At 75.3% G+C, this 11,247-nt stretch carries 14 protein-coding genes; 4 read left to right on the top strand and 10 right to left on the bottom strand.

Annotated elements, in window-relative coordinates:
- Nucleotides 1–77 precede the first annotated feature (77 nt).
- Nucleotides 78–605, bottom strand: a complete 528-nt coding sequence (locus tag ACFVGO_RS36135; RefSeq protein WP_380636359.1) for a hypothetical protein — start codon at nucleotides 603–605, stop codon at nucleotides 78–80.
- A 290-nt stretch (nucleotides 606–895) separates the two neighbouring features.
- Here ACFVGO_RS36135 and ACFVGO_RS36130 point away from each other — a divergent pair, with 290 nt between their 5' ends.
- Nucleotides 896–1,336 carry a carboxymuconolactone decarboxylase family protein gene (locus ACFVGO_RS36130; RefSeq protein ID WP_380636383.1) on the top strand — a complete coding sequence of 147 codons (441 nt, stop codon included), beginning with the start codon at nucleotides 896–898 and terminating at the stop codon, nucleotides 1,334–1,336.
- A gap of 24 nt (nucleotides 1,337–1,360) precedes the next feature.
- Here the strand turns inward: ACFVGO_RS36130 and ACFVGO_RS36125 are convergent, their stop codons facing one another.
- Nucleotides 1,361–1,774 carry a hypothetical protein gene (locus ACFVGO_RS36125; RefSeq protein WP_380636357.1) on the bottom strand — a complete coding sequence of 138 codons (414 nt, stop codon included), beginning with the start codon at nucleotides 1,772–1,774 and terminating at the stop codon, nucleotides 1,361–1,363.
- Between the two features lie 111 nt (nucleotides 1,775–1,885).
- On the opposite strand from ACFVGO_RS36125, the gene ACFVGO_RS36120 reads away from it, so the two are divergent.
- Nucleotides 1,886–2,305, top strand: coding sequence for a hypothetical protein (locus ACFVGO_RS36120; protein WP_359910643.1), 420 nt, complete (start codon nucleotides 1,886–1,888; stop codon nucleotides 2,303–2,305).
- A gap of 130 nt (nucleotides 2,306–2,435) precedes the next feature.
- Here the strand turns inward: ACFVGO_RS36120 and ACFVGO_RS36115 are convergent, their stop codons facing one another.
- From ACFVGO_RS36115 to ACFVGO_RS36105, 3 genes are read right to left on the bottom strand one after another with little or no spacing between them, the layout of a single operon-like run.
- Entirely contained in the window at nucleotides 2,436–2,870 is a 435-nt protein-coding gene (locus ACFVGO_RS36115; protein WP_359910640.1) for a VOC family protein, read from the bottom strand.
- Between the two features lie 57 nt (nucleotides 2,871–2,927).
- Nucleotides 2,928–4,163, bottom strand: coding sequence for a sensor histidine kinase (locus ACFVGO_RS36110; RefSeq protein ID WP_380636354.1), 1,236 nt, complete (start codon nucleotides 4,161–4,163; stop codon nucleotides 2,928–2,930).
- Complete coding sequence (locus ACFVGO_RS36105; protein WP_359910714.1) at nucleotides 4,160–4,855, bottom strand: response regulator transcription factor; 696 nt, start codon at nucleotides 4,853–4,855, stop codon at nucleotides 4,160–4,162. The genes ACFVGO_RS36110 and ACFVGO_RS36105 overlap by 4 nt, the downstream gene beginning before the upstream one ends.
- Nucleotides 4,856–4,999: 144 nt before the next feature.
- Between ACFVGO_RS36105 and ACFVGO_RS36100 the strand changes: the two genes are divergently transcribed.
- Together ACFVGO_RS36100 and ACFVGO_RS36095 are read left to right on the top strand one after the other, a co-directional pair.
- Nucleotides 5,000–5,674: a M15 family metallopeptidase gene (locus tag ACFVGO_RS36100; RefSeq protein WP_359910634.1), complete on the top strand. Its 675-nt coding sequence runs from the start codon at nucleotides 5,000–5,002 to the stop codon at nucleotides 5,672–5,674.
- Between the two features lie 233 nt (nucleotides 5,675–5,907).
- Nucleotides 5,908–6,807, top strand: coding sequence for an endonuclease/exonuclease/phosphatase family protein (locus ACFVGO_RS36095; RefSeq protein ID WP_359910631.1), 900 nt, complete (start codon nucleotides 5,908–5,910; stop codon nucleotides 6,805–6,807).
- Between the two features lie 47 nt (nucleotides 6,808–6,854).
- On the opposite strand, the gene ACFVGO_RS36090 is transcribed toward ACFVGO_RS36095, so the two are convergent.
- The 5 genes from ACFVGO_RS36090 to ACFVGO_RS36070 form a co-directional block, all read right to left on the bottom strand.
- Entirely contained in the window at nucleotides 6,855–7,520 is a 666-nt protein-coding gene (locus ACFVGO_RS36090; protein ID WP_380636352.1) for a GDSL-type esterase/lipase family protein, read from the bottom strand.
- A 124-nt stretch (nucleotides 7,521–7,644) separates the two neighbouring features.
- On the bottom strand, nucleotides 7,645–8,307 hold the full coding sequence (locus tag ACFVGO_RS36085) for a hypothetical protein (protein WP_380356417.1): 663 nt from the start codon (nucleotides 8,305–8,307) through the stop codon (nucleotides 7,645–7,647).
- 172 nt (nucleotides 8,308–8,479) lie between these two features.
- Nucleotides 8,480–9,535: a hypothetical protein gene (locus tag ACFVGO_RS36080; RefSeq protein ID WP_380636350.1), complete on the bottom strand. Its 1,056-nt coding sequence runs from the start codon at nucleotides 9,533–9,535 to the stop codon at nucleotides 8,480–8,482.
- Entirely contained in the window at nucleotides 9,532–10,473 is a 942-nt protein-coding gene (locus ACFVGO_RS36075) for a hypothetical protein (protein WP_380636349.1), read from the bottom strand. The genes ACFVGO_RS36080 and ACFVGO_RS36075 overlap by 4 nt, the downstream gene beginning before the upstream one ends.
- Nucleotides 10,470–11,247: hypothetical protein (locus ACFVGO_RS36070; protein WP_380636348.1), on the bottom strand; the 778-nt coding region annotated here is incomplete at its 5' end. The genes ACFVGO_RS36075 and ACFVGO_RS36070, both read right to left, overlap by 4 nt.

Below are 11,247 nucleotides of genomic sequence, written 5' to 3'. Positions count from 1 at the left end.
CCGCCCCCCAGGTGGGCGGGGGGGGTGGGGACCCCCCTCTTCCCCCCCCCCCCCCCACGCGGGCACCCGGAGGCGACTCATGCTCCCTGTCGCCGCGAGTCGTCGGCATCCTCGGTGCCCTCGTCGTCCACGGCCGTGGCGTCGCTCAAGTCCTCCACCCTCACCGGCCGTTGGCCGTCGAACACGACCGCGAGGCCGTAGGGGTCGCAGATCGGCAGGCGTCCCTCGGCGAAACGCAGGTGCCACTCGTCGAGGTAGAAGTTGAGCTGCGGGCAGTCCAGTGGGAAGTCCGCGACGGACAGGCCGCGGTAGGGCCGCGCCTGCGCTTCGGTGAGGCCGAAGAAGGCCGGGTCGGCCTCCACCTGCTCGCGCACGAAGCGGATCCCCGTCCCGATGTAGTGGTCGACCCTGCCGAGCACCTCGCCGACCAGGGGAAGGTCGGCCCGGTCGAGGTCGTCGGTGCCTTCGAGCAGGACGGTGGCCTCGACGGGGGCACCGTACAGCGCGCTCCTCGGCGCCCGGGCCACGCTCCAGACCCTCAGCCCGTCGGGCCCCTGATCGGGGAGCAGCTGTCCGATGCCGCTGCGGAAGACGTTCGAGGACACGGCTGCTCCATCTCGCGAAGCCCGGGGCCGCGGCCGCCGGGAACGGACGGGCAACGCTACCCCGGTACACGGCGCCGTCCCGCCGGACCGCGTGTCCGCAGGAAATCTTTCGGCCCAGGTAGGGCGAGGTGATGCCATTTCAGGGGGTCCGGGCCGCAAATCTTCCTGTGGAGGTGGAGTTGCGTGGCGGACTTGAGTTGGAGTGCGCTCCAAGTTCTACGGTTCCTTCCGTGGTCGCCGCCGTCGGTGGTCGGCGGCCGGGAAACGGGAGAGGAGCAGCGCAGATGAGCATGTCCGCGAGTGAGGCAGAGGTCCGCCGGGAGCGTTTCGCGCACGGGGCCGAGGTGCTCGACCGGATCGACGGCGAGGCCGGGCGGCGGGTGGTGGAGTCGCTGGGCGAGGTGAGCCCCGAGCTCGGGCACCAGGTGGTCGCGTGGGGGTTCGGGGAGATCTACAGCCGTCCCGGGCTGGCGCCGCGCGAGCGGCAGTTGGTCACCCTGGGCATGCTCACCGCGCTCGGCGGGTGCGAGCCGCAGCTGGAGGTCCACGTCAACGCCTCGCTGAACGTCGGGCTCACGCCGCAGGAGATCGTCGAGGCCCTGCTGCACTCCGCCGTCTACTGCGGGTTCCCGAAGGCGCTGAACGCGACCTTCGTCGCCAAGAAGGTGTTCGGCGAGCGCGGCCTCCTGCCGGTCGTGACGGACGGACAGGAGGACCGGTCGGTCGGCTGAGCGGCAGTCGGGCCCGTCGGCGTGTCAGGCCGTGGCCGGTGGCGCTTCCTCGGGCAGCAGGTGCCGGCCGAGGTTCGCCGTGAGGAACGCGGCGATCGTCTCCGCATCGGCGGACTCCGCCGGCAGGTCACCCGGGCGGGGCCGGTGGATCCTGATGAGTTCGTCCCTCAACCGGGCGTCGAGGAGCGGCGCCTGGTAGCGGTCGATGGTCCCGCGGTAGAACAGCCAGTCGGAGATCCTGACCGCGGGGCAGCGGCCGGACTGCGGCTCGTCCGACAGGTGGCCCTCGTGCCAGGCGCCGACGTAGACGTAGTGCGCGCGCCTCAGCGCCCCGTCGAGGTTCGGGGTGGGGAGGTCCTTCAGGTTCCAGTAGCTGCGGGCTTCGGCCTCCGGTACGGGTCCCGGGAGTGCGGCGAGCCAGAGACGAAATTCGAACACCGGAGCAGCTTGGCAGACCTTCCCCGGCCCCGCCTGAGCCCGGCCCGCCCGAAAGGCCCCGGGGCGAAACGCGCATGCGCTTCCGTCGGGGCGTCTGCCATCCTCGGGCGCATGCCAGCCCGCAACCGCCGACTGCCGCGCGATCTGTCGTGGCCGCTCACCCCGACCGACATCCGCGCCGTCCTCGGCGCGCAGGAGACGGATGCCGCCGACCTGGACTTCGGCGACCGCCCGTGGGAGGACGGAACCGCGCTGCACGTCGAGTGGGTGCCGCGCCTGCCCGCCAACTACGGCGGCGGCATCCACCCCCGGTGGTGGTCCACGGTACGGATCCGGGTCGCCCCGCTCCCGGCCGTCGAACGGGCCGCGGCCCGACACGTCCTGCGGCAGAGCGCGCTCCCCGAACTCGCGGCCTGGATCACCGCCGCCCGGCACGCACCGCAGACCTGGACCCTGTCCCGGCACAGCCGCTCCTGGCGCCCGGAAGGCGGCGGCACCGCCCACCGCGACGACCACCGGCCGTATCCCTGAACCACCCGCCGAGGGGCAGGAACCGCCCTTTCGTACGGTCGGACCGCACGCATGGTTGCCGTCCCGGATCACGGCCGGTGCCGAGGCCAACGTCCACCTCCTCGCCGAGCGCTCCGCCGGCCGCGGAGGGTCAGCCGTCGGCCCGGTCCGGACGGCGGCGCTGGCGCAGCGAGATGCGGTTGCCGTCCGGGTCCGCCGTCTCGATGCGGACCCCGAATCCGTAGTCCTCGGGCTCCGGCAGGTCGAAGACCACCCCGCGGTCGCGGAACACCCGGAAGTCGGCCCGCAGGTCGTCCGATTCGAGGATGACCGGGCCGGGCGTCCCGTCCGGCCCGTCCGGCCGGCCCGCGGCGGCGGGGTGCGCCCACAGGAGGAGTTCGACCGGGGTGCCGGGGACGCCGACGGTGAGGAAGCGTCCGCCGGGGTTGGGGAAGTCGATGCGCTTCTCCAGGCCGAGTTGCTCCGTGTAGAACGTCAGGGCGCGGTCCTGGTCGGTGACGTAGAGCGTCACGTACATGAGGTCGGTGAGCACGGTGGGGTCCTTCCGGCTGTCGGTCGCTGTCATCTCACCGACGGATCCCGGCCCGGGGATGTGACGGACGGGCGGAGGGATTTTTTCCGGTCATCCGGCTGCGCGCGGGTCGGGCCGTTCCCGGTCGGCGGCCGGGCCGGGCAGGGCGAGGGTCGCCCGCAGGCCGCCGGCCGGGTCGGGGGCGAGGTGGAGTTCGCCGTGGTGGGCCTCGGTGACGGCGGCGACGATCGCCAGGCCCAGGCCGTGGCCGCGGCGGGCCGGGTCGGTCCCGGCGGTGCGCCCGCGTCCGCGCAGGAACGGTTCGGTGAAGGTGGCCACGGCCTCCTCCGTCAGCCGCGGGCCGGTGTTGGTGACGGTCAGGTGCACCCGGCCGGGCCGTTCGGGGTCGGCCCCGGTGGCGACGGTGACCCGCCCGCCGGCGCCGGGCGGCAGGTTGTGCCGCAGCGCGTTGTGCAGCAGGTTGACGGCCGCCTGGCGCAGCAGGACGGGGTTGCCGGTGGTCGGGGCGGGGCGCAGGTCGGCGGTGAGGGTGACGCCGAAGGCCTCGGCCTCGTCGCGGACGGCGGCCAGCGCCTCGCCGGTGGCGGCGGCGAGGTCGGTGGGGGCGAGGTCGGGCGGGGCGTGGCCGAGGTCGGCGAGCTGGAGCAGGGCCTCGCTGATCTCGATGCCGCGCTGGTTGGTGTCCTGGAGGCGGGTGACGAGGCGGCCCCAGTCCTGGCCGGCCGGGTCGGCGGCGGCGACCTGGAGCATGGTGCGGGTGATCGCCAGCGGGGTGCGCAGTTCGTGGGAGGCGTTGGCGGCGAAGCGCTGCTGGGCCTCGAAGGAGCGCTGGAGGCGCGCCAGCATCTCGTCGAAGGCGTCGGAGAGGTCGGTGAACTCGTCGCGCGGCCCGGTGAGGGCGATGCGGTGTTCCAGGGCCCCGCTCGCGGCGCGGTGGGCGGCGCGGGTGATGTCCTGCAGCGGGCGCAGCACCCGGCCGGCGATCAGCCAGCCGCCGATCAGGCCGACGGCGGTCAGCAGGGCCAGGGCGTAGCCGCTGGCCCTGAGCAGCGAGTCCAGGATCTCCTGGCGGGAGGGGGCGTCGGAGCGGTAGTGCGGGTTGGAGGAGGTGAGGGGGTAGTTGGGGACGTAGCGCATGCCGACGTAGACCACGGCGAGGGAGAGGAGGCCGGCGGTGACGGCGAAGAGGGTGTAGCTGAGGGTCAGGCGCATCCGGGCGGTCAGGCGGCGCGGGCGGTTTCCGGTGCGGCGTCCGCCCGTACGGCGGCCGGGGTCGGAGCCGGGGTCGGAGGGGTCGGAGGGGTCGGAGCCGGGGTCGGGGTTCACCGCGGGGTGCCTTCCTGGCCGGGGTCGGTGGAGGGGTCGGTGAGGCGGTAGCCCACGCCCGGCACGGTCTGGATCACCCACGGGTCGCCGAGGCGTTTGCGCAGGCCGGAGATGGTGATGCGGACGGCGTTGGTGAAGGGGTCGGCGTTCTCGTCCCAGGCGCGTTCCAGCAGGTCCTCGGCGCTGATGACGCCGCCGCGCGCCGCCATCAGGACCTCCAGGACGGCGAACTGCTTGCGGGACAGGCCCACGTAGCGGCCGTCCCGGTAGACCTCCCGGCGGAAGGGGTCCAGGCGCAGCCCGGCGTACTCCAGGACGGGCGGGGCGGCCTGGGCGGGGCGGCGGGCCAGCGAGCGCAGCCGTACGACGAGTTCGGCGAGGTCGAAGGGCTTGGTGAGGTAGTCGTCGGCGCCGAGTTCGAAGCCGGCGACCTTCTCGTTCAGGCGGGCGGCGGCGGTGAGCATCAGCACCCGGCAGCCGAGGCCGCTGCGGACGATGCTGCGGCAGACGTCGTCGCCGTGGGTGCCGGGGATGTCGCGGTCGAGGACGACGACGTCGTAGCTGTGGACGGCCAGGCGCTCCAGCGCCGCGTCGCCGTCGGTGACGATGTCGCAGGCGATCGCCTCCAGCCGCAGGCCCGCCTGGACCGCCTCCGCGAGGTAGATCTCGTCCTCCACCACCAGGACCCGCACGTGCCGTTCTCCCTGCTCTCCGCTGTTCGTACCCATTGGACCCGATGGGACCTATCGAAAACGTATCGGCCTGCGCAGACGTCCTCGCAACACCGTCTCTCCTCCAATGGTCCGGCAACGGACGAGCAACACCGGGAGGCAGGAATGGACACGACGGACACCCCGACGGAGACGGGGACGGGGACGGGTGCCGGCACGGCCACGGGCACGGCGGCGCGCGGCGGACGGCGGCGGCTGGCCGCGGGCGCCGCCGCGACGGCGGTGCTGACCCTGGCCGGGGCGTGCGCCGCCGCCGACCCGCCGGGCGCCGGGGCGGTGCTGCGCACCCTGGCGGCCACCGTCACCGCCTCGCCCGTCACCGCCTCGCCCGTCACGACGGAGGCCGAGGCGGACGGGGAGATCCCGGACGGCAGGACGCTGAGCCCCTCCGACACCGGCTCCCCCGCCGTGGGCAACCTGGACGGGCCGCTGCGCGAGGCCCTGCAGCGGGCGGCCGGCGACGCCCGGGCCCAGGGCATCGAGATGACCGTCACCTCCGGCTGGCGCAGCAAGGCCTACCAGCAGCGGCTGCTGGACCGGGGGGTGGTCAAGTACGGGAGCCTGGAGCAGGCCCGCAAGTTCGTCAACACGCCGGAGAAGTCCGCGCACGTCTCCGGCAAGGCGGTGGACGTCGGGCCGACCAGCGCCGACTACTGGCTGATCCAGAACGGCGCCCGGTACGGGCTGTGCCAGGTGTACGCCAACGAGATCTGGCACTTCGAACTGCTCACCCGGCCGGGCGGGACCTGCCCGGCTCCGCTGCCGGACGCCGCAGGGTGAGGGGGCGCGCCGTGACGTCCTCCGTGCCGTCCTCCGTGCCGCCCGTGCCGTCCGAAACGCCCGCGGAGCCCGGACCGCCGCCCCGGCGGCGGCGACGGGCCGCGCCGACGTGGCCGGCCGGGCCGAGGTGGCCTGCCGCACTGAAGCGGCTCCTCGCGTCGAGGGGGCCGGGCGCATCGGGGCGGGGAGCCGCACCCGCGTGGCGGGCCGTGCCCCGGTGGCGGCGCGGGCGCGTGCCCGCCGCGCTCGGGCTGCTCACCGCGCTCGCCCTGGGCGGCCACCGGCTGGTGCCGGAGCTCGGCGTGGGCCTGGGCAGCCTGTGGGAGAGCGCCCTGCCGTGGAGCGGCCTGGTGGCGGTGGCGGCGCTGCTGTGCGCGGCGCTGCGCCGGGCACCGGCGGCGGCCTGCGCGGGCGGGGTGCTGGTGGCGGTGTGGGCGGTGGTGTTCGGGCCGCTGCTGCTGTCCGGCGGGGCCCCGGCGGGCGGGGCCGGCGGGCCGGGCCTGACGGTGGTCACCCACAACGTGAACGCCGCCAACCGGGACCCGGCCGGCACCGCCCGCGCGCTGCTCGCCGCCGACCCGGACCTCGTCGCGCTGGAGGAGGTCACCGACGCGGCCCTGCCCGCCTACCGGAGCGTGCTGGACCGGGCGCTGCCCCACCACGCCCGCACCGGCACCGTCGCCCTGTGGAGCCGCTACCCGGTGACGGAGTCCCGGCGGCTGATCATCGACCCCGGCTGGAACCGCTCCCTGCGGGCCGAAGTCAGCGCCCCTGGCGGGCCGTTGGCGGTGTACGTCGCCCACCTCGCCTCGGTGCGCACGACCTTCTCCGGCTTCGCCACCGCCCACCGCGACCGCGACATCGCCGCCCTCGCCGGGGCCCTGGACGCCGAACCGCTGCGCCGGGTCGTGCTGCTGGGCGACCTCAACACCGCCGCCGACGACCGCGCCCTGGCCCCGCTGGCCCGCCGTCTCACCCCGGCCCGCGGCGGATTCGGTTTCAGCTGGCCGGCCGCGTTCCCCCTGGTCCGCATCGACCACGTGCTCACCCGCGGCCTTGCCGCCACCGACACCTGGACCCTCCCCGCCACCCCCAGCGACCACCGCCCGGTGGCGGCGAGGCTGCGGGGGTGACGGCAGGGGCCCCGGCGGCCGGGCCGGGACGGTGCCCCCCGGCCCGGTCAGGCGACCAGGCGCAGCCAGGCGGCCGCGAGCGCGGCGTGACCGGCCGGGGTCGGGTGGACGCCGTCCGCGGACCAGTGCTCCGGTCGGGCCGTCGCGCCGAGTTCGGCGAACCTGCCGTCGGCGGCGAGCAGTTGGGCGCCGTACCGGCGGGCGAGCCTGCGCACGGCCTGGATCTTCGGGTCCAGGTCGGCGCGCCACTGCTCGCGTTCCTTCTCGCCGATGAGCACCGCGTCGCCGGCCTCGACGACGCCGCGGATCGGCACGAGGAACGGCTCGATGAGGAGCAGTCGGGTGCCCGCTTCGGCGAGGGGCGCGAGCAGGCGGTCGTAGGTCGCCTCGAAGCGCTCCGCGGGGATCGGGTACCCCTTCGGGTCGAGGGTGTGCCAGCCCGTGTCGTTGACCCCGACGAGGATCGACAGCACGTCCGGGCGCGCGTCGAGCACGTCCGTGCGCCAGCGGGCCTCCAGGTCCATCGCCTTGTCGCCGGCGTTCGCGGTGTTCAGCCAGGTCACCGGCCGGTCCGGGTGGCGGTGGCCCCACTCGCCGGCAACGAGCAGCGGGTAGCCGGTTCCGAGGCCGTCCTCGCTCTCCCGGCGCCGGCCGTCGGTGATCGAGTCGCCGGTGAACATCACGGTGCTTCCCGACCGGATGGTGATCGTCATGTGCGCTCCTCGGAAGAGGTGGGGCAGGTCCTCTTCCAAGGTGCCGGGCCGCACCGTCGGCACACCGACGGCCGTCGGCATTCCGCCGTCATCCGGCTTTCACCATCGCGCATGTGACGTCGCGTCAGCTCGCGGGGACGGCGTCCTTGGGCAGGGTGTGCCAGTTGGTGACGACCGGCTTGTCGACCGGGGTGGTGCCGACGGGGACGCTCACCGGGTTCGGGTCGGGGGTGCCGATGCCGATGATGACGTCGGTGTACTGGACGGCCTGGTTGCCCTTGGTGGTCTTGGCCATGATGCCCGCGTAGGCGGTCTTGGCGCCGCTCAGGGTGATCGACTCCCCGGTGCCGTGCTCGAAGGGCCCGGCCTCGATGCCGCCGGAGCCGAACGCGATGACGGGGTGGGTGCCGGGGAGCGTGCAGGTGATGCCCTGCTTGGCCTTGGCGCTGATCAGGATGTAGCCGCCGGCCTGGCTCTCGGTCTTCGCGGTGAAGTCCAGGTCGTTGGCGCCGCAGGCCTGGCCGTACCCGCTCTTGTCGGCGGCGGGGGCGGAGGGGGCCGGGGAGGACTTGGGCGGGGCGGTCTTCGTCGGCGCGGCCCCGGCCGGGGCGGCCGTGGTGGGCGCGGCGGCGGGTGCCGCGGAGCCGGTGGCGGCGGGGCCGGTGGCCGCGGGGCCGGTGGCGGCGGGAGCGGCGCTCGTGTCGCTGTTGTCCGGTCCGCAGGCCGTGGCGGTGGCGGCGATCGCCGCGACGGCGGCGGCGGTGAGGACGAGGCGGCGCGTGCGCATGGGTTCTCCTGCTGTCGATTTTCGGCGGTGCGTTCTCCGATGCGTGATCACCGTACGCGGGGGTCGTTCACGGGCCGGTGCGGGAAATATCCCGATCCTGTCCCAGAAGGCGCGCGGGGAGGACGGCCGGGCCGGCTCCCCGGGGGGAACCGGCCCGGCCGCTGAGGCGGAGTCAGGACAGCAGATCCGCCTGGAGGGTGACGACCTGCCGGAACGGCGCGGTGGGCACGCCGGCGGGGTTGGTCATGGTGACGACGGCGAGGACGTCGGCGGCGGAGAGGTAGGCGACGCGGGCGGTGGGGGCGCCCTTGGAGCCGGCCGCGGTGGACTCCACCGTGGTCAGGCTCATGCCGTCGAGGGTGTCCCAGTCGTCGTGGGGGGTGCTCCTGGTGTCGGCGGCGGCCTTGGGGCGGCCCTTGGAGCGCAGGTCGGCGAAGGCCTCCCAGGACTCCCGCACGGAGCCGAAGCGCAGCAGCCGGATCTGGGTGCGGGTGCCGTCGGAGGCCGTCCACTCCCGGACGGTGGCCGCGCGGCAGGCGTCCTCCAGCAGCAGGACGCGCACCTTGACCGGGTCCTGCTGGTCCTCGGCGAGCGCGTCGCAGGGCACCCACTGGCCGAACCCGGAGCCGGGCGCGGGCGCGCCGGCGGAGGCCGAGGGCGCCGGGGAGGCGGTCGGCGACCCCGAGGCGGTGGGCGACCCCGAGGGGACGGCACCGGCACCGGGGGCCGGGAAGACGGGCGGGGTCAGCGAACCGCCGGCCTCCTTGGGCGCGGGCAGCAGCAGGTGGCGCAGGTCCGCGTGATGCAGGGACTTGCCCTTGTCGTCCGGGGCCCCCTTGCCGGCGGGCAGCGGCGGCAGGGTCAGCGGCGCGAAGGTGTAGCGGCCGTCGCTCGCGGTGGCCAGGCCCGGCAGGTCGGTGCGCTCGGGCGCGGTGACGGCCAGGGCGGTGCCGGTGCCGGCGAGGACGAACACCAGGGCGGCGCCGCCCCAGCGCACCGCGGCCTTGCGGCGCAGGGCCCGGCGGGCCTCCCGCTCCGCGAGGACGGCCGGGTCCTCGGGGACGGCGACGGGCGCGGCGAGCGCCGCCAGGAGCGGATCGGGCGCGCTCGCGGGCGCGTTCTGCGGTGCGTTCGCGGGCACGCTCTCGGGCGCGGGCGCGGGCGCCGGGACGTTCCCGGGCGCGGGCGCGCTCTCGGGCGCGGGCGGCGGGGTGGCGTGGTCGGTCATACGGACGCTCCCGGGCGGGCGAGGCGGTCGAGCTGGGCGGTGAAGAGGGCGACGATCCTGTCCTTGGGCAGCGGTGCCACGCCCTCGGCGCTCATGATCACCAGGAGGTCGCCCTCGGCGGCCGAGCACTCCAGGTAGTCGATCGGCGCGGACGGCGGCGCCGGCATCAGGTAGCAGTGCGCCTCGGGGTGGCCGGGGATCGCCGGGCCGATCCGGAACAGGCCGGTGTCGCCGGTGAAGACCGCGGTGTACTCGTTGATCCGCTGCACTTCCTGCTGGTTGAACTGGCGCAGCTTCAGGCCGATCACCAGGTCGTCCCCGTCGGCGCGGTAGGTGCGCACGCCGGTGGCCTTGACGTGCATGCTCTCCCAGTAGGAGCGCATCTTGTCGCGCTTCTCCTTGGGGAGCTGCTGGAGGTCGGCGTCCAGCTCGGCGGCCAGCTGCTCGCCGCCCAGCTCGGTGTCGTTGCCGTAGCCGCCGTCGTCCGGGCCGGGCTGGTAGCCGGCCGGGACGGGCAGCAGCAGGTCGCGCAGCGAGCCGAAGTGGCTGCCGTTGGACTTGGCGCCGTACGGCGTGGCGGTCGCGGTGGGCGTGGGACCGGTGGACGGGGCGGCGACGGTGACCGGCGCGGGGTCGTCGTACCGGGTCTTGATGATGCCGACGCCGATGACCACGCCGACCAGCGCGGCCGCGGCGGTCGCGGCGCCCGCGCGCAGCAGGCGGCGGGAGGCGGGACTCGGACCGGCCGGAACGCCGGGCGCGGCGGGATCGACGGGCGCGGCGGGTGCGGCGGGTGCGGCGGGATCGACGGATCCGAGCGGCGGAACGGACCCGCCGGGCGGCACGGACCCGATGGGCGGGCCGGTCAGCGCGGACGGGGCGCCGGGCGCCGGCTCGGGCGCGCCCGGGGCGGCGGCGGTCACGGTGTCGTCGTTCATACCAGCCGCTCCCACTGCCGCTTGGCGAGGTCCTTGAGGGTGTCGGGGTTCACCGGCTGGGGGCCGAAGACCTCGACCTTCATCTCCAGCGGGCCGCGCTTGGCGACGGCCTCGCCGAAGTAGTACTGCTCGTTGCTGTCGGCCCAGTGGTGCGGCGCGGCGTCCACCTTGTAGCCGCCGGGAGCGCCGTCGGCGAACGCCGGCCAGGTGACGGAGCGCACCTGGTCCGCGTGGTCCGCGGTGTACTGGGTCAGCGTGATGCGGTAGCGGACGTCGTCCTTCTTCCAGGCCACCTCGGCCGCGCGGCGGAAGCCGTTGGAGGCGAGGTCCTTGAAGGTGGCGACCTCGTCGCCGTTCTCCTCGGCGAGTTCGCCGATCGACACCCAGCTCGGCTTGTCCGCGAAGTCCGCCCAGGGGGCGCTGCCCTCGGGGGCGGTGATCAGCAGCTTGGTCAGGTCGCCGTCGATGGCCAGCGGCTTGGGCTGTTCGGCGGCGAGGGCGGCCGGGTCGACCGTGCCGGCCGGGTAGGACGGGTGGGCGACCTGGAGCGGCGGCAGCGGCGTGGGCGGGCGCTGGGCCTGCACGGCGTAGCCGATGCCGCCGCCGGCCAGGGTGCACAGCACCAGGGCGCAGGCGCCCAGCAGCACGGGGCGGGGGCGGCGCGGGGCGCGCGGGGCGGGAGCGGGCTCGGCCGCGAACGGCTCGGCGGGGACGGCGGGGACGGCGGGGTCACCGTGCTCCGGCGCGACGGGCGCGACGGGCGGGGCGACGGGC

This window comes from Kitasatospora sp. NPDC057738 (assembly GCF_042798815.1).
GTDB lineage: Bacteria > Actinomycetota > Actinomycetes > Streptomycetales > Streptomycetaceae > Kitasatospora > Kitasatospora lactacystinica.
Note: the sequence above shows the minus strand (reverse complement) of the source record. Positions and strands in the feature narration are given on the sequence as shown.

What these genes read in the sequence shown, in the direction of transcription:
- ACFVGO_RS36130 (WP_380636383.1), top strand. Translation starts at nt 896, where the DNA reads ATGTCCGCGAGTGAGGCAGAGGTCCGCCGGGAGCGTTTCGCGCACGGG.
- ACFVGO_RS36120 (WP_359910643.1), top strand. Translation starts at nt 1,886, where the DNA reads ATGCCAGCCCGCAACCGCCGACTGCCGCGCGATCTGTCGTGGCCGCTC.
- ACFVGO_RS36115 (WP_359910640.1), bottom strand. Translation starts at nt 2,870, where the DNA reads ATGACAGCGACCGACAGCCGGAAGGACCCCACCGTGCTCACCGACCTC.
- ACFVGO_RS36100 (WP_359910634.1), top strand. Translation starts at nt 5,000, where the DNA reads ATGGACACGACGGACACCCCGACGGAGACGGGGACGGGGACGGGTGCC.
- ACFVGO_RS36090 (WP_380636352.1), bottom strand. Translation starts at nt 7,520, where the DNA reads ATGACGATCACCATCCGGTCGGGAAGCACCGTGATGTTCACCGGCGAC.
- ACFVGO_RS36085 (WP_380356417.1), bottom strand. Translation starts at nt 8,307, where the DNA reads ATGCGCACGCGCCGCCTCGTCCTCACCGCCGCCGCCGTCGCGGCGATC.
- ACFVGO_RS36080 (WP_380636350.1), bottom strand. Translation starts at nt 9,535, where the DNA reads ATGACCGACCACGCCACCCCGCCGCCCGCGCCCGAGAGCGCGCCCGCG.
- ACFVGO_RS36075 (WP_380636349.1), bottom strand. Translation starts at nt 10,473, where the DNA reads ATGAACGACGACACCGTGACCGCCGCCGCCCCGGGCGCGCCCGAGCCG.